Consider the following 22,291-nt stretch of genomic DNA (forward strand, 5'->3'; position numbering starts at 1 on the left):
AATGAAAACAACCAAAAAACCAATTGCAACCAAAACCAATCAATTGGAAAAGACCATTGGTCGCATCATGCGCTGGGGAGTAACACTAGCCATCATCATCATGGTGATCGGTTTACTGGCCTTTCTCCTGCACGGTGGCCTTGGTTATCCAAACAATTACTATGTGCACAGTTTTAAGGAGCTTTTTTCAGGTTTAGCCGAACAGAAACCATATTCAATTATGATGCTAGGTATTTTTATCTTAATCTTGACTCCGGTTCTTCGCGTAGTTGCCTCGATCTATTCATTTTACCGCGAACATGACTGGCTCTACGTAGTTATTACTGCGCTTGTCTTGCTCATTCTAATCGCTAGTTTCATCCTCGGAATTTACTTTCGTCGATAACTGGTCGCTCGCCAAGTCGAAAACCAGCGGTGCACTACGTCTCCCGCTTGAATAAATAGTTCTGCCAACAAAAATCCCATTGCTAGGGCTCCTGCAATCATGACCACCTGCATCACATACGAAAATGCTACGTGGGGCTGGCGAAGCGCTATGTACTTCATAACTTGATAAGCCTGCCCGCCCGGGACAAGGGGCACTAATGCCGGAATGTTAAATACAATCACCGGCATTTTTTTATACCGTGCTGCTAGCATGCCCACAATTCCAATTGTAAACGCCCCCACCAAGTTTTCAGCTACGTAATTGTCACTAATCAGCGCCTGATAACCCAGATAACTAACATAACCGGCCGTTCCGACCAATCCACTGAGATTTAGCGCCCGTGGCGAAACATTGATCAGGACAGCAAACCCGACAGTGGCAATATAAACTTCAATTAAAACCAGTATAAAATACATTCATTTGCTCCTAACTACCCCAACCAAATCAAAGCCAGTGAAACACCAAATCCCAACGCACAGGCACAAATCAATGCTTCAATGCCCCGTGCTGGTCCACTAATCAGATTCCCATAGATCAGATCCCGAACCGCATTAGTAATCTGAACTCCAGGGACTAGTGGCATCACGGCCCCAATGATAATATTGTCGGCACTATGCCCCAGTCCAAGGCGCACTGCCATAATTGCAACCATTCCAATCACCGTTGCTGCCACAAATTCACTAATGAAGCTAGCGGTAACTCGTTTTCGCACCCCCTGATAAATCAACCAGCCAAGCATCCCTACGACCGAAGTCAACCAAAAGTCACCATAATCGTGGGTAAAGATAACTGAAATCATCCCAGAAAGCAATGCTGCCGCCAAGAGCCGTTGCCAAAATTGATAATAACGACCAAAGTACGGAATTTTTTGTAGCATCCGATAAAAACGATGTAAAGTAATTTGATGAGCAGCAAATTTGCGCGACAGCCGGTTAACAACTTCAATACGACGCAAATCAAAGTCTCGCTGATCAATCTCAGCAATCTTAGCAACGGTGTCGTCATCATCAATTGAAATCATAATTCCCGTAATTGTCACATAGGCTCGCAAATTGGGAACGCCTGCATTGGCTGCAATTCTTTTGATCGTGTCGGAAACTCGATTAAGTTCCGACCCGTTTTCAATCAAAATTTTCCCAGCTAGCAGGCAGGTTTGAACCAATAAATTCTTTTCTTTAATTGAGAGAGTCGGTTCGTTCATTACATCAGCTCCTTTAATTGGGCAAAAACATCATTACCGTTATTTTACTATCGTCAGGGACGTTTTAACAGGCAGCGCAGAAACCAATTTACTAACATTCGCAAAATCGCTATAATTAAGAAGATAGTGCTGCTGTTTAATTAGGAGGATCTCAATGAGCGATAATTCAACTTTTTCAAACTTGGAAACTACCGCCAAGGCAAAGGCAATTAAATCATTTCTACCTTTTTACATTCAAAAGCTGCGAAGTGATGAATTGGATGTTATGACAACCTTTGACAAGCGGCAAGTCATGGCTAATATTAACCGCGTCATTTTTGATGCCAGTAATCAAGCAACTAACAACTTATACGACTTTGTCGCCGACTACTGTCACGAAAACCTCTTAATGCTCATGCAGGAATTACCACAAGCATACTTTGAAAATGGTAATCCAACAACTGATTGGGATGCTTGGTACACCGAACAAACGGATCAACTAGATCCAAATGCCACACTTTAATCAGTAAAAAGACCTGCGGTGATCCAAATCGATTCGCCGTTTCATAGATGTTTCAAACAAAAAAGCCACTCCATATCAACGAGTAACAGATTGATATGGAGTGGCTTTTCTTCAATTTTAAAATATTCATTTCTTTCGAACACCTTGCCAAGCGTCTGTTTCCCTGTGAACGGGATTCTGCATGCATCCAGCAAGCGTGCCAACAGTGTGATTATCATTAATCAGCGCTTATTTAGCTACCAATGATTTGCCAATTCGATGGTCAAAATTCATAATAATCGGAATGATAATCATGGGAAGTGCAATCAGCAAAATCAATCCATTACTTGGTCTAGCAAAAAAGCCACTGATTACAGAAGCAATTGGTGCTAGACTACCAAAAATAGCAAAGACAATCCCCATTACTAACCCTAACATTTTTCCTGGAACTTGTTGTTGAATGGCAGTGACAAAAATCATATTGGCAAAAAAGCTGAAGATGCCGTAACCTAACCAAGCGATTATGAGAAAACCAAAGCGCATGGTTTGATTGGACATCAACTGAAAGCTAACCGGTAACAATCCCAGCCCGAGTGCTTGCAACAATAACAATTTAGGATAATTTTTAGCCATCTTCATCAATTTATTCGCATGTTTACTAAGATACAAGCCCCCCAGTAAGGCTGAGACACCAATGATTAAATCTTGCACCGAATAAGCAATCGGATACTGTGGCAGTTGCTGACTTAGATACAGTGGCATGAGATACCAATACAACCAAAAGCTTAAATTGACAATGGCTGCGTAAGGTAAAATACGCTTAATAATTGGAATTTGTAGCGTTATTTTAAGATCCTCCCAAAGGGAGCGCTTACTTGCACCAACAACGGGAGCAGTAGCTGCTTCTACTGGTTTTTTTATGAACAAAACCAAGAGTGCTGATCCCATTAGTAACCCCAAGACCACTGCATACGCATCAACAACATCAAACAACATGATCAACACTCCCCCTAACGCTGCCCCGGCAATTGTAGCTACTTGCGTTGCGATACTTATCAACGAGTTATTGTAGATCAGCTCGCTTTCATCGGTGGCGTAATCAGGAGCGATTGATTCAATTGCGGGTCCATAAAACGAGCCTAGTATACTTAATAGCAGATTAAGTGCGATGAGCAGCAATACCAATTGATGTGTTACATAGTAACTAATAAAAAAGAGGGCAAATAATAAACATCTGAGCATGCTCGCATACTTAATAATCGTTATCTTAGCAACTTGATCGGCAAAACGCCCTCCCAGCGGTGTTAATAAGATATTAATGATGGATAACGAGCCAAAGACGGCGACCATCTTCTGGTCATGTAAAACGGCTCCCAAATACCAAATCGTGTAGACCGAAAATGCCATTGAAGCAGTGGCTGCAACGAAATCATTAATTGCTAATTTCCAAATAGTTTTCATATCAACGGATTACCTCAATATCTAAGTCTTTTATCTTTATTTTCTTTTGAAATCATTTTAGGAAAATAAAATGGAATATCTCCATTCAAAACTAGCAGTTCTAACTGTTTATAAAAATTATTAAAGTTCATAATATTATGCTTTTATGCCCTTGTAAAGACATTTTTATTCGCTTTTTTACTGTTTATGTAATAAAAAAAGCTACATAGTACGTCTCTATGGTTGCTAACGATGGCTTCGTCAGAAAATGCTAACATCTAACTTATTGATTCAGTAATTAAAAAAGACGAACTCGGAAAGTTTATCCAAGTTCGTCTGTACTACTAAACATCCTGATCTGTATCGGAAAAGAGCGCTTCGTCCGCCCCCCGAGTCGTTTCAGGTTGAATCGTTACGTGTTTAATTTGATATTTCGACTTTAATAGTTGATTAATCTGATCGTAGATTGGTTGCACTGAGCTTAGCGGCATGTCACGCAGATTGACGTGGGCTGAAAAGACGATGCTGTTTTCATCGACCATTAAAGCATGTACATGGTGCACACTGTAGACGCCGTCAATTAACAACAGATCATGCTTAATAGCCGGATAGTCCAAGCGGGGAGCCGCCTCCATCAAGATCGAAATGGTGCGCCGAATTACCGGACAGCATTCCCATAAGATGTAGAACGAAACCACCAGCGTAATCAATGGATCGATGATGGTCCAGTGATACAGTTGAATCAAAAGCGCTCCGACAATAATCCCCAGCGATGATAATGTATCACTCAAAAGGTGCAGATAGGTCGCCTTCATGTTTAAATTATGCTGTGAGCCTCGATGTAATAAGAGCGTTGATCCTAAGTTTGCGATGGTACTGATGACCGCCACGACAAACATTAATCCTCCGTGAACTCTTTCTGGGTGCTGAATCCGGCTAAGGGCTTCCACCATTAAAAACACCGAGATCAATACCAAAAAGATCGAATTAAACAGTGCCGATAAAATTTCTGCCCGCTTAAACCCGTAAGTATTAGTGTGCGTTTGTTTTCGACGACTCAATAAATGAGCGGCGTAGCTAAAAATGATTGAGAGCGAATCACCTAGATTATGAACCGCATCTGAAAGCAACGAGAGACTACCAGAAAGTAGTCCTCCGACAAATTCCAAAATGGTAATTAATGAATTCAATACCGTAACTTCGAGAAATCGGAGCCCGGACAGCGAATCCTCCTTCATAATTAAAGTCCCCTTTTTCAGGTTTAAATTCTTGGACCTTCATACTCACTGCGGGGCAATTTCTCAAAATCATACCCGGCTACTGCTGCGGGATCTTTCAAATATGCCTGTAAGCTTTCAGAAATCATCAAATTAACCGTGGCCGTTTTTTCTTGAAAAACAATCACCGGCTTTTTCATCTGAACAGCCGCCCCAATTTCATAAGCAGTGCCGCTATCAACTTGATCATCCACAAAGTCAACAATCGCTAACACTGCATCGGCAGCCATTAAATGTTCCATATCGACGCGGTAAATCGCCTGCGCCCACGGCTTAGTAAATTCTTGATAATCACCTTGCAATTTATATTTACGGGGCGAGAAATAACTGGTTACTGTCGGATTTTGTGTAAGAGCTTGTTCGATTTTTTCAATCCGAGTGACCTGTTCTGCATCAAAAAAGGGACTAGCTAAGTAGATTTTGGCCATTATTCTGGTTCTCCTTTGTCATCTGCTACAAGGCGCCAATCGCCTTCATTTGCTTTTGAAATTAGATTAAAAAAATGTAGTAATTGTGCTGCTCGTTGCCGATCGTGTTGAAACAGGCGGTTTAATCCTTCCCCGGTATTCAGTGGCCGATCGAGAGCGAACTGTCCATCAGTTGTGCTGGTTCCTTGGGCAAGAGCCATCACAGTTGCTTGTGTTGCAATCTTGGTGACAACCAAAAACAGCGTAAAGTCATCATTGGCTTGCATATAAACTGGCATGGCCCACACATCCGGAGCAATCTCAACCAGCTCATATTCGTTAAATTTATAATCTTTATGATTTTTGGAAGTGACCGGTGTTTTTAACGTGAACATCATCTTAGCAAATGCCGGTTGCCCTAACTCTAATTTGTCCTCCATCTCATTCCCCCGTCTCCAGTTTCTATTGATAGTTTAGCATATCATCTGGGAGCGGAGCCGTAAATTTTCGCAACTGCTGACAAAAAGGATCAAACCATTCTATACGCAAGGCGTGTAGTGCTTGCCGATCCATCCCTGCGTGCATTGGACCTCCATATAATTGATCACCCAGCAACGGATGCCCCAGTGATGCAAAGTGGGCCCGAATCTGATGGGTTCGACCAGTCTGCAGCTGTACTCGGACGACCGTGGCCGTGGCTGTTTGTTGCTCAACCCAATATTCAGTTTGAGCCGGTTGCCCAGTTGTAAGCACTGTTCTAGCAATTTCACCCGGGCGACGACCCAGCGGTAGCGTAATAACGTCATGCTGGTTAGTCAACCGACCACTGACTATCGCTAGATATTCTTTATGCAAAGTCCGGTCAGCAAGCTGTTGCGTAGCATAGTTGTTTGCCAACCGATCCTTAGCAATCAGCATGATCCCACTGGTAAACCGATCCAACCTGGTTACCAAATGCGGACGAAGGTTCTCACTTCCCGCCTGCTCTAACCGACCTTTAACTCGATTAACTACAGTATCCGTCCGATTACTTGGTCCGGGAACGGAAGTTAAGCCCGCCGGCTTATTAATGACCAGCCAGTGTGCGTCCTCATAGATGACCTCCAAGGGATGCAAACTACTGGCTAACTGGGGATCTGGGCGTTCCGGTGGAAACACTACCGTAATTTGATCACCTGGAGCAACTTGAGCAGCCGGCGTAATCGGTTGCTGATTACGATAAAAAGCTTGTGGCTGTTGTTTTACTTCTGAGTAGAGACGCTGGCTTACCCCTTTAAGCAACAAAAACTGCTTTACTCCCAAGGTCGTATCAGTTCGATTCATCCAGCTAATTTTCATGGGTATCGCCTCCTCATTGAATTTATTCATAAAAAAAACAGCTCCCAATGACAGAAGCTGTCATTCATCAATCACGAAAAATCCGATGACCAATAAATCGCAGATCGTAAATCCCGATTCCCCCAATTAATAACAAACCGATGCCAGAGATTAAGAAAGATAGTCCTGGAGAGTTCGTATTAAATAGATTGTTGACACTTCCTAGCGCCACAGGAGCTAGGAAAATCCCACAGTTACTTCCGATTAATAAAATTGATGTAACAACATTTAAATTTTGGGGTTCTGAAATCTCAGTCGCAATATTTAAGATATAAGAGACCACAATTGTGTCAAGCATCGTCACCAAAAACATCCCTAAGGCTGCTGTAAAAAACGAGTGGGCAAAAGAAACAATTATCTGACTCACTCCGCTTGCAATAATCGCAAGTGGTAACAAATATTTCCGCAAATACTGCAAGGCTCGCCCAAAAATAATTCCGCCCATTAATCCAAAAAAGGGAGCAATACTAATAATCATGGCCGCCTGTTGCACCGAGCCAATCTTACTATCCTCAATGAACTCCGCCAGTCGGACAGTCGCTCCCACGTAAGTAATCTGGTAAACCGCTAATAAAATTGTCCAAAAAAGTACATCAGGATTTAAACGCCGCCGACGCTCCTTTTTAACCGCTGTTGGAGTCGATGTTGGGGTGGTTGGTTCTGGAACGTAGAGATAAAAAAGAATTGCGACGGGAAAAGCCAGCCCATACACTAGAAAAGAGCTGTGCCACCCGTAATCAACTAGCAATGCTCCCGCAATATAAGCACATACGGCATCCCCAAACATTTCAAAACCACTTCGAATCCCCATCAAAATGTTTTTTTCATTGCCAGCAAAAAAAGTTCCAATCAGACTAACTGCCAGTCCATTAATTAGCCCCAACCCGACCCCAAAACCAAACCGGGAGAGCAACATCAAATAGTAATTCGTGACTATTAGTGGCAAAATTCCAAATAAGCCACTGATAATTAGACCTAAAATCACTGTCTTTTTGGGGGAGAGCTGTTTGGCAATCCAACCACTCAGTAACAAAAAGATAATAACTGCCAGCGAAGGCATCGTGGCAATTAGTTCGATTGCAGCATATGAATGACCTGGAAAGGCCCGCTGCCACTCTGGAACGGCAGCAGAAACTGAGAGGGAACTAGCTAATACCAGTGAAACCGATAACAAAGAAAATCTCATCATTAACGGATATTTAGATTTGTTTTTCACCTTGGATCGTAGTCTAAAATTAGCCATCGTCGTCACCTCACAAATTGAATGTCTTCATGGTAACGCATGTCAGTACTTCCTGCAATTACCGCACCACATCCCATGAGCGAAATAAAAAAGCATTCGCAACTGCGAATGCTTTTTTATCCTAATCAATTTTATTAAGCCGGAGCAAGAAGGCATTGATAGAAACTACCACCGTCGATAGTGACATGATAATGGCTCCAATTGCTGGTGACAAAACAATTCCAATTGGGGCTAACACGCCAGCAGCGAGTGGCATCGCAATAATATTGTAGCCTGCTCCCCACCACAGATTTTGCACCATCTTTCGATTGGTAGCCGTTGCTAGATTAAGAAAGTTTACAATATCATCTGGATTACTGTGCACCAAGACTACATCGGCAGAATCGATGGCCACTTCTGTTCCGGCTCCAATGGCGACTCCGATATCAGCACGCGTTAAGCTTGGCGCATCGTTAATTCCGTCACCCACCATCATCACGTGGTGCCCCTGTTGCTGATAACTCTTGACGATTTGTTCTTTATCATCAGGTAGCAATTGTGACTGATAGGCAATCCCACCAAGTTGTTTTGCCACCCGTTGCGCAGTTAATTCATTATCACCCGTAAGCATCACTGGTGTAATGTGCATTGTTTGTAGCGTTTTGATTAGTTGAGTGGCTTCTGGCCGTAAGACATCACCCTGGGCAACTAAGCCTAAAACTTGACGATTTTTAATTAAATAACTAATCGAATTTCCAGCTGCGGCCAGCTGCTTAAACTGATCCCGCTGATAAGTGATTTGGTGCTGATCTAAATACTTAGCATTCACAATCTGATAAGTTTCATTTCCGATCTCACCTTGCAGTCCAACCCCTTGGATCGTTTGAACGTGATTGGCTGGTTGATAGCTCAATTCTTGATTTTGAACTTCTCGCAAAATTCCAGTTGCCAAAGGATGGCTGGAATTAGCTTCCAAAGATGCAAACTTTTTTAACAACTCCGTTTGCTTCAGCTTTTGATTAGCAACAACTTGGTTGACCTGAAAAACTCCTTGAGTCAAGGTTCCCGTTTTATCCATAAAGACGTAATCAAGCTGGCGCACGGCCTCTAGTGACTCGCGATTTCTGATTAGCAAACCATTTTGAGCAGCAATCGAGGTACTCCGTGCTACGACAAGCGGAATCGCCAGCCCCAAAGCATGAGGACAAGCGATTACTAACACCGTTACCATTCGTTCCAAGCCATAACTAAATCCCGCAATCAGTGTCCAGACCACCAATGCTAGAATACCAATCACTAAAGCAGCATAGAACAGCCAACGTGCCACCAGTGCGGCCTTAGTTTCTGCCTTTGACTTCTCTTGTTGCGCTTGTTGGACCAATTTAATTACCTGGGCTAGGTAGCCATTCTCACCAGTAGCGGTAACTTTCACTCGGAGGGTTCCGTCGCCATTAATTGACCCGCCAATTACTTGATCGGTGGTCTTTTTCTCGACGACTTTTGCTTCTCCAGTGACCAAGGATTCGTTGACCGAACTTTCCCCAGCAATCACGACCCCATCGGTTGGAATTTTAGCTCCAGCTTGGACTAAGACAATTTGACCGTCTTTCAGATCACTAAGTTTGATCGTTTGCACCTGTCCAGCAGAGTCAACGACCTGGGCTTCGTCTGGGAGCAAGGCTGCCATTTTTTGTAATGCATTCCCGGCGTTCATCACCGAATTCATTTCAATCCAATGTCCTAACAGCATGATGACAATCAAGCTGGCCAATTCCCAAAAGAAATTCATATAGTGTCCCTGAGGATTCACAAACTGCTGCATAACAAATGAATATAGACTATATAAATATGCCACGCTAATTCCCATCGTAATCAGGGTCATCATCGCCGGTTCATGCCCACGAAGTTCTCCTTTAGCACCCGCAAAAAACGGCTGCCCACCGTAGAAGAACAACAGCGTCGCAAAAATTAGAACCACCCATTCTGAGCCCGGAAAACTAGTTTGAAACGGCAATACTATTCCCATAAATGGTGATAATAGCAGAATTGGTAATGAAAGCAGCAAAGAAATCCAAAACCGTCGTTTTAAATTTCCCATGTGCATCATGTGTCCACCCATCATCATGCTACCATCCATCGATCCATGATCCATCTGCATCTTGCTGTGATCCATGTCCATCTGACCCATACTAGGTTGATTTTGATTATTTTGCATATCCATTGTTTTCACTCCATTCTAGTTAAATTAATCACAAGTTCCATCTGGTAAACAATTGCAATCGACTTGTTCCGGTGCCGTCATGGCTCTGACATGCGCCAATTTTTCAATCTTTTGTAAATCAGAGCGACTCAACTTTTCCTGTTCGATTAATTCAATCAAAGTTTGTCCTTGTTTCATAGCACAAAAATGACTAAACATAGTCACAGCAGTTTGATTCATCGCCGTTTGCTCATTCACCACTGCCTGATAGGTAAACTGTCGTCCCTGCTTGGTTGTTGTTAAAAATTCTTTATCGCAAAGACGTTTTAATAATGTTTTAATGGTCGAATCCTTCCAGTCAGATTCGTTTTGTAACGTGTCAATCACTTCCCGGGTTGTACAAGATCCTAGCGTCCACACAATCCGTAACACGCTCCATTCTGCTCCAGAAACTGTTTTTTCGGTCATTTATCCGCCCCATTTTTCGTCTACAATTGTAATCAACAATGCTTAGTATAGTTTACATTTGTAAACTATACAAGTAAAATGACTGCTAGCTTTTTATAAAAAAAACGCCAGAATCAAATTGCAATTCAAGCGTTTTTAACCTTCTAAATTTAGTATTGACGTAGGTACAAGCGATCGATTCGATGTTGTTCCCCTTTATGAATAATCAAATTAGCACGGGGACGAGTCGGAAGAATATAGCGTTCTAGGTTCGGTAAATTGATGGTTTTCCAAGTCTTAACTGCCATCATCAAAGCCGTCTCTAAATCATACTTAGCATATTGATTAAAATAGTTATTCGGATCAGTAAAGGCCGTTTTCCGTAATTGTTGGAATCGATTTAAGTACCACTGTTTTATCAAGCTCGTATCAGCATCAATATAAATTGAAAAATCAGTAAAATCACTAATAAAGACATTTTGATCTGCTGGTAATTGGAGCGTATTAATCCCTTCCAAAATCAAAATATCTGGATTATTAATTGTCACGTGCTGATCAGGAATGATGTCATAACTTTGATGAGAATAAACCGGGGCCTGCACCTGCTGAGCGCCACTTTTAACCTGCTTTAAAAATTCGATTAACGCGGGCATATCATAACTAGCTGGAAAGCCTTTACTAGCAAGCAAGCCGCGCTGTTTCAAGACTTGATTGGGGTACAAAAATCCATCAGTAGTTAGTGACTGGGTTTTCCGATTTGGTAACAGCGTCTCACAGAGATACTGCAATAAGCGTGCCGTTGTTGATTTTCCAACCGCCACGCTCCCAGAAATTCCCACAATAAAAGGGATATGGAGTGGTTGTTCCTGCAAAAACTCAGCACGCGTAATCTCTGCTTGACGTTGACTATTAACCGTTAAATTTAGTAAGTATACCAACGGTAAGTAGACCTGTTGCACATCAGTCACATCGATCTGGTCGTTAAAAGCTTTTAAGCGATCTAACTGCTCACTACTAATCGGATTAATATCTGCTGGATACAAACTATTCCATTTTTGTTTAGTGTAACTATTAAAATTTTGCATCAATTACTCCCTTACTAGCTGATAATCATCTGGATTAACTTGGGAAAAAGCGGGCGCTGGAGTCCCTACAGAGATAATGGTCAGTTGGTGCATGGCTCGCGTGCACATCGTATAGACTAGTTCATTAGTGCTCTGGTTAGGATAGTTTTCTTGCGATACGTTCCATAACATAACCTGATCAAATTCTAATCCCTTAGCGAGGTAAGCTGGAATTACCAGTACCCCCCGCGTCAGTCGTTGATTTTCCGTTTGAATCAGTCGGACGGTTTGCCCGCAAGCTTCAAGCTGATCACGGACCACGTGCGCTTCCTCAAGTGTCTTAGTGATAATTGCTGTGGTCCCCTGTGACTTAGTTTGTAACTCATCAGCCAAAAATTGGTAGGCCGCTGTCGCCGATTTAACTTGCTGGATAACGGGAAGGGGTCCGCGACGAGCAAACGATTCGATCGTCGCTCCCGTTGTTAGTAATTGTTTGCTAAAGTTGGTAATTTCTGTGGTAGAACGATATGATTTTTGCAGGTTGATCATTCGAGTGGTGGCGGGATCAAAAAGTTGGCTCAATTCTCGGCTCCAGGCAGGGGCACTTTCATGCGTAAAAATAGCCTGATTGAGGTCACCCAAAAGCGTAAACTTAGCCCGTGGAAAATTCCATTGTAAATAGGCTAACTGGAACCCGGTATAATCTTGTGCCTCATCAATAAACAGAAACCGCATCTGAGGATCTGGATGTTTTCCAAGGGCTAAATCAAACAGCGCCAAATAAATGGAAACATCACTCAAACTAATCTTACCAGCTTTAAAATCGCGAACCGTTGTCGTTACAGCTTGCTGCCACCTAGGCGCATCTAACCCCACCGTTGCGAGAGAAACTAGTTTTGGCACCGCCTGCAAAAAATCAATGAATTGCTGATTAATATTGAAGAACCGGTTGCGTTTAATCTGATTACGGACCTTTTGAAAAGTCTCTCGTACCAGTTTTCGGGCTAAAAATTGATACTGTTGCTGCTCTGTTTGTAAGGGGGTTTGCGCCGTGGCAGTGAGCTGCTCGATTTCTTCGCGTGAAAAGTTTTGAATTTTTTCATCAACCCACCGCTTCTTCATCTCACTTTGAATGTGGCGATTAACAATTTTTAATAGCTCTGATTTGGTGGCTTCCAGCCGATTGTGCAGGTTATAGTTTTGGTTAAACTGATAATAAATTTCTGTAATTTGCTCCTTACTGATCAAAACCTGACCCCGGAAGAGAATATTTTTAAAATCCATTCCAGCTTGATTGAGCTGCTCTGCATACTGTTGCAATAACTTAAAAAAGTTGAGACTATTCTTAAAATCTGTCACTGCTGCTCGTTGTGGGTTCAAATTGTTCAGGAATCTTGCTTCTAATGTTTCGATTGTCAAACGTGGAACTCGCCGACTTAAAAACTGATAATAAGTCATCTGCACCATATTTTGTTCCCCCAGTTCTGGGAGAACCTGGCTAATGTAGTCGTTGAACAGTTGATTAGGTGAAAATAGGATTAGCTGACCGGGCGTTAAATTGCCTCGATAACGATACAATAAGAAAGCAACCCGCTGAAGCACCGCTGCTGTTTTTCCAGAGCCCGCCGCTCCTTGAACAATTAAGAGATCCGACTTCGTATCCCGAATAATCGTGTTTTGTTCCTGCTGAATGGTAGCAACAATGCTCTTCATCTTTGGGTTTGATTGTTGTTGTAGGTTCTCAAGGAGCACGCGATCTCCCACCGCTTCTTCAGTATCAAAGACCAGTTTGACCTGAGAACCAACTACCTGCAATTCTCGTTTGAGTTGCACGTTAACCTTTCGCGACCCCATCGGGGCTTCATAAGTCATCGTGCCCATTCCGCTATCGTAGTAAACACTACAAATGGGAGCGCGCCAATCATAGATTAAATAATTATCTGAATTATCCAATGCGGCAAACGAAGCTAACCCGATGTAGATCTTTTCTAGAGCAGCATCCTTCCCCTCGGTTAAGTCAACCCTAGCAAAATAGGCATTTTGTTCCAGTCGTTGCAAGGTCTTCAAATCCCGAGTGGCGGTCTGCCAACGGTTTTGATGCTGGGTCAGTAACTGTTGCTGTTGGCGAACTGATACTCCCGTTTCCATCTGACCTTCATAAGTACTGGTTTTTACCCGCACATCATCATAAAAGTTACTTTCAAGGTCTTTTTGTTTTGCCTTAGACTTTTTAATCGTATCACCAAGCTGTTCTTGGGCAACTGCCAATTGTCCTCTGACAAAATCAAGCCGTTTTTGTTCTATTTTGTATTGATTCGCGGTTCTCTGATCCATTATGTAGCTTCCCTCCCAATAACTAAACTTGACTAGTAATTTTACCATAAATAACTCGCAATAACGACCTTTCCAGGACAGAGACGTAGTATGATAGAATCAAACTAGTTTATCTCCAGGAGGATTATCGCAGTGGCAACTACCAATCTCTATTTCGTCCGACACGGACAAACCCAGTTAAATCGATATCATCGCCTCCAAGGGTGGGCCGATTCCGATTTAACCTCCCAGGGAATCGCGGATGCAAATCAAGCTGGGCTAGAACTTGCTCAAATCAATTTTACCCAAGCTTTTAGCAGTGATACCATCAGAGCTCAACACACCGCTAACTTGATTCTAGCAGCCAATCAAGTATCATCCATCACTGTGGCTGAACCCCAAGCCGCACTAAGAGAAGAAAATTTTGGTTTCTTTGAAGGCAATGATGCCGGTCAAACTTGGAACATCATCGGTGGTCCGCATAATGCGGTAACCTATGGCGAACTAATTCGTCAATTTTCAATTGAAAAAACCCGTGACATGATTGCAGCAGCAGACCCTTATGGTGACGCAGAAACTGATCAACAATTCTGGGATCGCTTACAACCAATCCTTGATCACATTAGTGAACACGCACCGGCTAATAGTAACATTCTGGTAGCCTCACATGGAACTTTAATTCGTAGCCTTGTTAGCAAATATAGCGATCATGATATTACCGCTCCCATTCGCAACGGTAGTCTCACAAAAATCACTGTTACTGACCGTCAGTACCAAGTTGCTTGGTATAACCAGAGCAGCTTGCCGACTGACTAGAAGGGAGCCTCCTTGGAACAAAATATCAATACGATTATTATCGGACTTAATCTGGATCAAGCCGATTTTAATTATTCAATGGAAGAACTGGAGCAGCTTACCACCGCTAATCATTTAAAAACCGTGGGTAAGGTAACGCAAAAACTTCCCCATCCAGAAGCGGCAACCTACTTTGGCAAGGGGAAAGTCGAAGAAGTGGCTCAACTAGTAGTTACCACCAACGCCAGCACCATTATCGCTAACGACGAACTCAGTCCTAGTCAGATTCGCAACCTTGAAAAAGCTACTAATGCAACTGTTATGGATCGAACAGGACTGATCTTGGAAATCTTCGCTACCAGGGCTCACACTCGGGAAGCAAAATTACAAGTAGAGTTGGCTAAATTAAAATACCAGTTACCACGTCTGCGAACCGGAGCCAGTCAACACCTTGACCAGCAATCGGCTGGGGGCGGGCTCGCCAACCGGGGTACCGGAGAAACAAAATTAGAATTAAACCGGCGAACGATCGAACATCAGATTAACCACGTTCGCCATGAACTCAAGGAGAGCGAACAATCCCACGCCACTCAACGAAAGCGCCGCGCCGAAAGTCATCTCAAAACCGTCGCGTTAGTTGGTTATACTAATGCTGGTAAATCAACCATCATGAATCAACTCGTGCAACGTTTTGGCGAAAATGAAGACAAACAAGTCTTTGTTAAAAATATGTTATTTGCGACTTTAGATACTAGCGTTCGTAAGTTAGAGCTTCCTGGACACCGTAGTTGCTTGCTCAGTGACACAGTTGGGTTTGTTAGTAAACTACCGCACCAACTGGTCGCCGCTTTTCAAAGCACTCTTTCAGAAGCAGCTCAAGCAGACCTGCTCCTCCAAGTCGTTGATTATTCAGATCCTAATCAAGCCCTGATGATGGAAACTACGAATGCCACACTGCAAGAAATTGGCGTCCCAGAACTTCCTATGATTACCGTCTTTAATAAAGCCGATCTCGCTGGGGCTGCTTACCCCATTCGGACGGGGCATGAGATCATCATTTCCGCTAAAGATGAGCATTCTATCGATCTCTTGGTGGAGACCATCATCACTCAATTATTTGCCGACGAAGTGGTTAAATCATTTACCATTCCGTTTGCTGATGGAGCCGTCGTTGAATCCCTCAACCGTCAATTCGCCGTCCAACAAACGGACTACACTGAAGCTGGAACAGTTCTAACCGTCCGACTCCCCCAGGCAGCAGTAGGTCGTTACCAAAAATATTTAACCAATAATTAAAATTAACGTTTGACATTTCAATTTAAAGTGATTAGAATACAATTACTACTTGAAGAAGAAATCTAAGCGTTGCTTCAAAGAGAGTCTGATGTATTCTGTAATTCAGATGTTGTTGCTTAGTTAGCCGCTTCAGGGTTTAGCTTAATACCGATAAAAGTGCTTCCAGACTGCAGCTGGAAGAAACTGGGTGGAACCGCGCACTCGCGTCCCTGACATTGATTTGTCAGGGACTTTTTAAATTTTTTATCGGGATTAACTTTCTTTAGTCATAATTAGCTATCAAGGTGCTTTGAAACTTTTCCAAAGAATTTGGGTGGAACCGCGCGCTTGCGTCCCTGGCAGTAATTTGTCAGGGACTTTTTTATTTAGGAGGAATTATCATGAAATCACCAGAAAATTCAGAACAGGTTGAACTAAATCGTTCCCTTGGACTGTGGTCAGCATTGTCACTAGTGATTGGAACTATTATTGGAGTTGGAATCTTTGTCCGCCAAGCTGCGGTTATTAATGAAGCTGGTTCCGCCAAAGCTGCCTTATTGGCATGGCTTGCTGGTGGGTTACTAACCCTAGCTGCTGGGCTTACGATTGCAGAAATTGCTTCGCAAAATCCAAGTACCGGAGGACTCTATGCGTACATGGAACAAATCTACAACCAGTTTTGGGGCTTTCTCTCTGGCTGGATGCAGATCATTGTCTATGGACCAGCCATGATTGCCGCCCTTGGTTCTTATCTAGCCGTCCTAGTGGGTGATTTTTTCAATACTGCTCCCATCTGGCACCTGCCAATTGCACTTGGATCTGTTTGTCTGGTAGGTATCCTCAATATGTTCCCTAATCGTTATGGGGGGGCATTTGCCATCATCACCACGATTTGTAAACTAGTTCCCGTTGCCGCCCTCATCATTTTTGGTCTCTTTTTTGGTCGCGCAGATGCCTTTTCTAGCAGTATCCAGGGGCTTCAGACCACGGCCGGGGGCTTTGGGGTGGCAATGCTCGCCACTTTATTTGCTTTCGATGGTTGGATTTTAGTTGCCAACCTTGGCGGAGAAATTAAAAATCCCAGAAAAATGTTGCCACGAGCCATTACGCTTGGAATCTTAACTGTCATGGGAATCTACCTTTTGGTTTCTTATGGGGTATTAAAAAGTATCGGTGCCCAAAAAGTTCACGACCTAGGAACGGCTGCCATTCCTTACATTGCGCAAAAAGACTTCGGGCAAATCGGTGGTAAAATCCTTAGTATTGGGATTATCATCTCTATTATTGGTTGTATGAATGGTAAAATTATGACTTTCCCCCGCATTATGTATGCAATGGCCAAACAGGATCAGCTTCCATGGTCGAAAAAGTTGGCCTATCTCAACCGCAAAACGCGCACCCCAATTTTTTCAATCATTGCGGTCATCGTGATTGCTGGGCTCATGATTGTTTTGACTAATCCGGACCGCATCTCAGAACTTTGCATTTTCACCATCTATTGTTTCTATGTCATGGCGTTTGTAGGGCTCTTTCTCTTGCGACGCCGAAATCCAAACCAGCCACGGGTCTTCTCGGTTCCGTTATTCCCACTTACTCCCCTATTAGCAATTGCTGGGTCGTTGTTTGTGATTGGCTCAGAGATTTTATCTGATCCGATCGGTGTCATCGTATCGCTCAGCATCGTGGCAGTTGGCTGTCCCGTCTATTACTTTAAAGTGATGCGCAAGCACCATAACTAATGCTAAGTCCTCAATCCTTAGAACAATTAAGGAGCGAGGGCTTTTTAGTTCGTAGCGACCTCGTCTAAAGCTGGGCGTGAGCTTGTTTAAATTTTAAATTCTGTTAAACTACTTAAATATTCGCCCACTAGGAGGATTTTATGAAATTAGTGACATATACTGCCCCTTTCAGCTCACAACTTCAAGCCTATCGCATCACCAATCCTGAATTCACTACTCCACCAATTACTGCGATTGAAAGGGCACATCGCGATCAAAACCAACATCCGGTGCTATTAATTAACGATGCCAACGAAGTCTGCACTTTTTTAATGCTCGATACTGACTCCACTAAAGATAAGTACACAGAAAATCCACATAGTATTTTATTAAAAAGCTTTTCCACAAACGAACGTTTTTTAAGACACGGATACGCCCAAGCCACCTTAGATTTATTGCCAGGCTATCTTAGCACTAATTATCCGACCATTACTGAGTTGGTATTAGGGGTAAATCAGCGTAACCAAGCCGCACAACATCTTTATCAAAAGGCTGGTTTTACAAAAACAGGTCAAGTCATTTCTGGTCCAAATGGTCCCCTTCTTGTCTTTACCAAATCGCTGAGCTAACTTGTTGGTAATTAAAACCAGCTGATTGCATGACCAGCTACCAACCACCCTCTCCATACTAAAAAGCATCCGTTCAATCATGAACGGATGCTTTTTAATTTGAATTCAGTTGTTTTAGTACGGTTTACGCTGGTTGTGAATCAACCCGTTGGTTAATCAACGTTGTTATAACAACAACCAGCTAGTGCTTACCACTTTTATCCCTTTTGGAGTGGCATTTTTCTAAATTAATGTTGGGATTTAAAATTTAACTTACCCATCTCGGATTATTTAGCTGATTTTCTCTGTTTGTTTCTTTTTATTCCAGTATCGGTAACCAACGACCAACGCCATAAAGAAAATCACTGTCGCAATTACTGAGATCCGCGTAGCTTGATCAAAGAGGAGCACGATTAAGATTGCCACGTAGAAGGCAATGGTGACATAACTGGTAATTGGAAACCAAGGCATTGCAAACGTTGCCGGTTGTCCGACCGTCGCTTGTTTAAATTTAATGTGGGTCAACATAATAATCAACCACACAAAAATAAAACTAATTGTTGCGACTCCCGTAATTAACACAAAAATCTTGCTAGGGAAAAAGTAGTTTAATAAGACAATGCCCAAAAAGACCACAGAAGAAACCAAAATACCCACGTATGGAACGTTGGCACGCGATAATTTGCTAAATACTTTGGGAGCCTGACCGTTACGGCCTAAAATATACAACGTCCGCGACGTGGAAAAGATCGCCGAATTAGCTGCCGACAATGCTGCCGTTAAAACCACAAAATTAATCAAATTAGCTGCAAATTTAATCCCCAATCCCGAAAAAATTTGAACAAACGGCGACTGATTGGGATTAATTTCATTCCATGGATAGACCGACATGATTACAATCATTGACCCGACGTAAAAAAGTAGAATTCGAACGGGAACCGAATTAATTGCTTTGGGAATGTCAGTTTGTGGATCTCGGGTTTCTCCGGCCGTTAATCCGACCATTTCAATCCCCGTAAAGGCAAAAATCACCATGGGAAAGGCCAGAATGAATCCCCAAACGCCGGTCGCAAAAAAGCCCCCGTGACTCACTAAATTAGTCAATGAAGCGGTATTCCCTTGGGTATGAAAACCGACAGCAATCATCCAGACTCCCGCTACAATTAGCGCCAAAATTGCAAAAATCTTAATACTAGAAAAGGCCGACTCGAGCTCACCAAACCACGCCACGTTGATCAAGTTAAAAGTCACTAAAATTGCCACAACAATCAGCGGTGTTACCCACTGCGGAAGTGCTGGAAACCAGAAACGGAGATAGATCCCAGAAGCCGTTAAATCGGCCATTGCCAAACTAGCCCAGCTCAGCCAGTACGCCCAACCAATCGCAAATTCCCAGCGATCACCTAAGTATTCGCGCACAAAATCAATAAAAGAATGTAAGTGCAGATCTGACAAGAGTAATTCTCCGACTGCCCGCATCATTAAGTATGAGAAGATCCCGGTAATCAGATAAGCCACAATCAGCGCCGGACCAGCTGATTTAATCGCCGTCCCAGAACCCAAAAAAAGTCCGGTTCCGATCGCCCCTCCAATTGCAATCATTTGTACGTGTCGCGAGGTTAAACCGCGCTTTAAGTCCTGCTGCTGTTTTGCCACCATTTCCATCACCTTTCTTTAACAAACTAATGATTTTCGTAAAATAAGTATAGCGGTAATCTTATCAATTTATAAAAATCTAGTCAAACAGACAAAACCTAGTGTAACTGCTAGAATATGACTAGGGAGGTGCCCATGTGCATAAACTAAGAACAATTCTATTGATTACCGCATTTATTTTAATTTTGATCTGTATGACCGCACTTTCGATGTACTCAAAGCAGCGACACCCTCAAGTAACAGGAAATTGGCTGGCTACTACTACACTGGTTTGTAACCAACCCGGATAGCTTAAGACCCAACCCAAAAGAGCAGTCTTTCGACTGCTCTTTTATCGATAAAAATTTTCACAGGGTTACCATGTTTATAAATCATGGAAAACTGGATCCTGTTCATTGTCGGTTGCTATTACCCTTAAACCTTGCTAATTTATTTAGACCTTCAGCCTCTTTAGCAAGTAAAGCATTCTTTTCAAAAGCTTTTAAATTGTATTTAGAGAGCGTATTGTAAACTACCAATTATTTTTAAAATCCATTCGTCATATTTATCATCTCCTTTATTTATTATAATTATGGTATAGTAATTTATTTAGGAGATGTTTCGATGAATGAAAATTTTATTAAGCTAAAAAAAGCAAACTTGGGTTATGGTCATGATGAAAAACATATCGTTTTAAATGATATCAATATTGATTTTTTACCTGGAACAATCACAGCAATTGTTGGTCCTAATGGCGCTGGAAAATCTACTCTTATAAATTCCATTGTTGGAGTTTTACCACCCCTATCTGGAAAAATTGAATTTAAGGTTACAAATGATTTAAATCAGCCAAATTTTAATAAAGTAGGGTTTTGTCCTCAAGTACCACTAATTGATTGGTTTACTAGTGTTAAAAACAACGTTATTCTTGGACCGCTCCTATCCGGAAAAACCCTTAAAAAAAGCCATAAATTAAGTATTAGTGCTATGAAACAAATGCAGATTTATGATTTAAGGAATCGACCAATGGATCATATTTCCGGAGGTCAACAGCAAAGAGTGCAGATTGCAAGAGAGTTGGCTAAAAATCCCGACGTCTTTATATTAGATGAACCAACTACGGGGTTAGATGTTTATTCATCGGAAAAACTATTTAAATTTTTAAAAACAAAATCGATTGCAGGATCAATCGTAATAATTTCAAGTCATGACCTAACAATTGTTGAAGAATATGCTGATAAAATCGTTTTAATTGGAAATAATAAAGTAAAATTTAATGGGTTAATGAGCGAGTTTATTCAAAAAGGTGCTCGCAATAAGTTGGTAGAAATCACACCTAAGTCTGGTAATTTTAGTCAGGTGGTTAAACAATCAGTTAGTACTTTTAAAGAATCTGACAATGGTAACCTAATTATTAACTTTAGTGAATTTGAAAAATTTATGAATGTAGCTGAAAAAAATAATGAAGTTATTGATTATATTAGTATGCAGCAAAAAAGTCTACGCGATATTTATCTAGATATGAGTTTGGAGAAGTAAGCGATGGATCCATTAAATTTTAGAAAACAATCCATTGGTTTTAGGGGAGCATTTATTGTTATGTACAATGAAATTAATGCTTTCTTCTCTAATCTTGGTGGATTAATTTCAATGACGATGCAACCAATCCTTTTTTTTGCATTTCTGGTTATGGGATTAAATTCAACGACTAATAATTTTAATTACCATGGCATAATTATTTCATATGCATCATACGCTTCTATTGGTGTAGTCGGTTTAATTATGACAACTCAGATGTCGCAAGCTGTTTATCGAAGCACTGTGGACAAACAATTTGGATTAATGGCCATTAAATTTATGAATGGGGTTAGACCATTTCAATATATTTTAGGGATGAGTGTTTTCCCAATATTTGGTTATTTATATCAATGTTTGATCCTTTATTTATTGTTAATCGTATTTAAGATAAAGGGATTGGTAGTCTTATTCCCGATAGCCATCTTGGTGGGAATTATAATGTTGTTATTTTGGAGTTCCTTGGGAATAATTTGTAGTTGCCTGTTTAAAAATTATCAACAACGGGATATCTTCATTCAATTAGTATTCACCCCCATCGCATTTACTGCCCCTTCTTTTTATCTTGACGGTCATGAACCCCTATATCTAAAAATACTAGCAAATATAAATCCAATGACCTACCAGTTACGTGCTTTGCGATCGATTATATATCGAATCCCTGATATTACTACAATAATAACTTCCCTACTGCTAACCATACTTGTTGTTATTTTAACAGCTTTCTTACTTGATAAAATTCAGCTTACTTTACAGGAAAAAACTTAAAGCAGTTCCGCTGGCCTTGTTTGTTGGGCTGGTTCCTTAGATTACAGGTCACAAGCTTGTT

General features: G+C 41.8%; 22 protein-coding genes. 9 read left to right on the plus strand and 13 right to left on the minus strand.

All coding sequences use genetic code 11. The features are described from left to right. Window position 1 precedes the first annotated feature (1 nt). Window positions 2–385 carry a DUF1634 domain-containing protein gene (locus FC87_RS05140; RefSeq protein WP_056961786.1) on the plus strand — a complete coding sequence of 128 codons (384 nt, stop codon included), beginning with the start codon at window positions 2–4 and terminating at the stop codon, window positions 383–385. On the opposite strand, the gene FC87_RS05145 is transcribed toward FC87_RS05140, so the two are convergent. Together FC87_RS05145 and FC87_RS05150 are read right to left on the minus strand one after the other, a co-directional pair. Then, window positions 370–843: a threonine/serine exporter family protein gene (locus tag FC87_RS05145; protein ID WP_056961788.1), complete on the minus strand. Its 474-nt coding sequence runs from the start codon at window positions 841–843 to the stop codon at window positions 370–372. The two genes, FC87_RS05140 and FC87_RS05145, sit on opposite strands and share 16 nt — an antisense overlap. 14 nt (window positions 844–857) lie before the next feature. Next, window positions 858–1,628, minus strand: coding sequence for a threonine/serine exporter family protein (locus FC87_RS05150; protein WP_009166857.1), 771 nt, complete (start codon window positions 1,626–1,628; stop codon window positions 858–860). A gap of 154 nt (window positions 1,629–1,782) precedes the next feature. On the opposite strand from FC87_RS05150, the gene FC87_RS05155 reads away from it, so the two are divergent. Then, window positions 1,783–2,130 carry a hypothetical protein gene (locus FC87_RS05155; RefSeq protein WP_054690181.1) on the plus strand — a complete coding sequence of 116 codons (348 nt, stop codon included), beginning with the start codon at window positions 1,783–1,785 and terminating at the stop codon, window positions 2,128–2,130. 228 nt (window positions 2,131–2,358) lie between these two features. On the opposite strand, the gene FC87_RS05160 is transcribed toward FC87_RS05155, so the two are convergent. The 10 genes from FC87_RS05160 to helD form a co-directional block, all read right to left on the minus strand. Next, complete coding sequence (locus tag FC87_RS05160; RefSeq protein ID WP_056961790.1) at window positions 2,359–3,570, minus strand: MFS transporter; 1,212 nt, start codon at window positions 3,568–3,570, stop codon at window positions 2,359–2,361. 323 nt (window positions 3,571–3,893) lie between these two features. Further along, complete coding sequence (locus tag FC87_RS05165) at window positions 3,894–4,787, minus strand: cation diffusion facilitator family transporter (protein ID WP_054690170.1); 894 nt, start codon at window positions 4,785–4,787, stop codon at window positions 3,894–3,896. A gap of 23 nt (window positions 4,788–4,810) precedes the next feature. Then, a complete protein-coding gene (locus FC87_RS05170) occupies window positions 4,811–5,254 on the minus strand; it encodes a nucleoside 2-deoxyribosyltransferase (RefSeq protein ID WP_056961792.1) in 444 nt (147 codons plus the stop codon). Further along, on the minus strand, window positions 5,254–5,673 hold the full coding sequence (locus tag FC87_RS05175) for a hypothetical protein (protein ID WP_056961793.1): 420 nt from the start codon (window positions 5,671–5,673) through the stop codon (window positions 5,254–5,256). Before FC87_RS05175 ends, FC87_RS05170 begins: the two co-directional genes overlap by 1 nt. A gap of 22 nt (window positions 5,674–5,695) precedes the next feature. Further along, on the minus strand, window positions 5,696–6,571 hold the full coding sequence (locus FC87_RS05180; protein ID WP_054690169.1) for an RluA family pseudouridine synthase: 876 nt from the start codon (window positions 6,569–6,571) through the stop codon (window positions 5,696–5,698). 67 nt (window positions 6,572–6,638) lie between these two features. After that, on the minus strand, window positions 6,639–7,853 hold the full coding sequence (locus tag FC87_RS05185; protein WP_235804436.1) for an MFS transporter: 1,215 nt from the start codon (window positions 7,851–7,853) through the stop codon (window positions 6,639–6,641). Between the two features lie 121 nt (window positions 7,854–7,974). Then, the gene (locus FC87_RS05190) at window positions 7,975–10,053 is read right to left on the minus strand and encodes a heavy metal translocating P-type ATPase (protein WP_056961795.1); all 2,079 of its coding nucleotides are present in this window, start codon (window positions 10,051–10,053) and stop codon (window positions 7,975–7,977) included. Window positions 10,054–10,077: 24 nt separating this feature from the next. Next, entirely contained in the window at window positions 10,078–10,500 is a 423-nt protein-coding gene (locus FC87_RS05195; RefSeq protein WP_056961797.1) for a CopY/TcrY family copper transport repressor, read from the minus strand. Window positions 10,501–10,649: 149 nt separating this feature from the next. Then, window positions 10,650–11,564, minus strand: coding sequence for a type I pantothenate kinase (gene coaA / locus FC87_RS05200; protein ID WP_054690165.1), 915 nt, complete (start codon window positions 11,562–11,564; stop codon window positions 10,650–10,652). A gap of 3 nt (window positions 11,565–11,567) precedes the next feature. Then, window positions 11,568–13,877 (minus strand): RNA polymerase recycling motor HelD, encoded by a 2,310-nt coding sequence (helD, locus tag FC87_RS05205; protein ID WP_056961799.1) that lies wholly within the window; start codon window positions 13,875–13,877, stop codon window positions 11,568–11,570. Between the two features lie 132 nt (window positions 13,878–14,009). Here helD and FC87_RS05210 point away from each other — a divergent pair, with 132 nt between their 5' ends. From FC87_RS05210 to FC87_RS05225, 4 genes are all read left to right on the plus strand, one after another. After that, entirely contained in the window at window positions 14,010–14,672 is a 663-nt protein-coding gene (locus tag FC87_RS05210) for a histidine phosphatase family protein (RefSeq protein ID WP_056961801.1), read from the plus strand. 12 nt (window positions 14,673–14,684) lie between these two features. Then, a complete protein-coding gene (gene hflX, locus FC87_RS05215; RefSeq protein WP_054690162.1) occupies window positions 14,685–15,947 on the plus strand; it encodes a GTPase HflX in 1,263 nt (420 codons plus the stop codon). Between the two features lie 380 nt (window positions 15,948–16,327). Next, window positions 16,328–17,665 (plus strand): APC family permease, encoded by a 1,338-nt coding sequence (locus tag FC87_RS05220; RefSeq protein WP_056961803.1) that lies wholly within the window; start codon window positions 16,328–16,330, stop codon window positions 17,663–17,665. Window positions 17,666–17,805: 140 nt separating this feature from the next. Further along, entirely contained in the window at window positions 17,806–18,273 is a 468-nt protein-coding gene (locus FC87_RS05225; protein WP_056961805.1) for a GNAT family N-acetyltransferase, read from the plus strand. 270 nt (window positions 18,274–18,543) lie between these two features. On the opposite strand, the gene FC87_RS05230 is transcribed toward FC87_RS05225, so the two are convergent. Beyond that, window positions 18,544–19,911, minus strand: a complete 1,368-nt coding sequence (locus FC87_RS05230; RefSeq protein ID WP_009166874.1) for an amino acid permease — start codon at window positions 19,909–19,911, stop codon at window positions 18,544–18,546. 134 nt (window positions 19,912–20,045) lie between these two features. Between FC87_RS05230 and FC87_RS06945 the strand changes: the two genes are divergently transcribed. The 3 genes from FC87_RS06945 to FC87_RS05240 all read left to right on the plus strand — a co-directional run bounded on the left by FC87_RS06945 (window position 20,046) and on the right by FC87_RS05240 (window position 22,230). Then, entirely contained in the window at window positions 20,046–20,198 is a 153-nt protein-coding gene (locus FC87_RS06945; RefSeq protein ID WP_156656537.1) for a hypothetical protein, read from the plus strand. A gap of 313 nt (window positions 20,199–20,511) precedes the next feature. Next, window positions 20,512–21,426 (plus strand): metal ABC transporter ATP-binding protein, encoded by a 915-nt coding sequence (locus tag FC87_RS05235; protein ID WP_082619223.1) that lies wholly within the window; start codon window positions 20,512–20,514, stop codon window positions 21,424–21,426. A 3-nt stretch (window positions 21,427–21,429) separates the two neighbouring features. Then, window positions 21,430–22,230 carry an ABC transporter permease gene (locus FC87_RS05240; protein ID WP_056961807.1) on the plus strand — a complete coding sequence of 267 codons (801 nt, stop codon included), beginning with the start codon at window positions 21,430–21,432 and terminating at the stop codon, window positions 22,228–22,230. Window positions 22,231–22,291 lie beyond the last annotated feature (61 nt).

Source organism: Fructilactobacillus florum DSM 22689 = JCM 16035 (genome assembly GCF_001436645.1).
GTDB lineage: Bacteria > Bacillota > Bacilli > Lactobacillales > Lactobacillaceae > Fructilactobacillus > Fructilactobacillus florum.

Coding starts and splice junctions, on each gene's coding strand:
- FC87_RS05140 (WP_056961786.1), top strand. CDS start 2: ATGAAAACAACCAAAAAACCAATTGCAACCAAAACCAATCAATTGGAA.
- FC87_RS05145 (WP_056961788.1), bottom strand. CDS start 843: ATGTATTTTATACTGGTTTTAATTGAAGTTTATATTGCCACTGTCGGG.
- FC87_RS05150 (WP_009166857.1), bottom strand. CDS start 1,628: ATGAACGAACCGACTCTCTCAATTAAAGAAAAGAATTTATTGGTTCAA.
- FC87_RS05155 (WP_054690181.1), top strand. CDS start 1,783: ATGAGCGATAATTCAACTTTTTCAAACTTGGAAACTACCGCCAAGGCA.
- FC87_RS05160 (WP_056961790.1), bottom strand. CDS start 3,570: ATGAAAACTATTTGGAAATTAGCAATTAATGATTTCGTTGCAGCCACT.
- FC87_RS05165 (WP_054690170.1), bottom strand. CDS start 4,787: ATGAAGGAGGATTCGCTGTCCGGGCTCCGATTTCTCGAAGTTACGGTA.
- FC87_RS05170 (WP_056961792.1), bottom strand. CDS start 5,254: ATGGCCAAAATCTACTTAGCTAGTCCCTTTTTTGATGCAGAACAGGTC.
- FC87_RS05175 (WP_056961793.1), bottom strand. CDS start 5,673: ATGGAGGACAAATTAGAGTTAGGGCAACCGGCATTTGCTAAGATGATG.
- FC87_RS05180 (WP_054690169.1), bottom strand. CDS start 6,571: ATGAAAATTAGCTGGATGAATCGAACTGATACGACCTTGGGAGTAAAG.
- FC87_RS05185 (WP_235804436.1), bottom strand. CDS start 7,853: ATGGCTAATTTTAGACTACGATCCAAGGTGAAAAACAAATCTAAATAT.
- FC87_RS05190 (WP_056961795.1), bottom strand. CDS start 10,053: ATGGATATGCAAAATAATCAAAATCAACCTAGTATGGGTCAGATGGAC.
- FC87_RS05195 (WP_056961797.1), bottom strand. CDS start 10,500: ATGACCGAAAAAACAGTTTCTGGAGCAGAATGGAGCGTGTTACGGATT.
- coaA (WP_054690165.1), bottom strand. CDS start 11,564: ATGCAAAATTTTAATAGTTACACTAAACAAAAATGGAATAGTTTGTAT.
- helD (WP_056961799.1), bottom strand. CDS start 13,877: ATGGATCAGAGAACCGCGAATCAATACAAAATAGAACAAAAACGGCTT.
- FC87_RS05220 (WP_056961803.1), top strand. CDS start 16,328: ATGAAATCACCAGAAAATTCAGAACAGGTTGAACTAAATCGTTCCCTT.
- FC87_RS05225 (WP_056961805.1), top strand. CDS start 17,806: ATGAAATTAGTGACATATACTGCCCCTTTCAGCTCACAACTTCAAGCC.
- FC87_RS05230 (WP_009166874.1), bottom strand. CDS start 19,911: ATGGTGGCAAAACAGCAGCAGGACTTAAAGCGCGGTTTAACCTCGCGA.
- FC87_RS05235 (WP_082619223.1), top strand. CDS start 20,512: ATGAATGAAAATTTTATTAAGCTAAAAAAAGCAAACTTGGGTTATGGT.
- FC87_RS05240 (WP_056961807.1), top strand. CDS start 21,430: ATGGATCCATTAAATTTTAGAAAACAATCCATTGGTTTTAGGGGAGCA.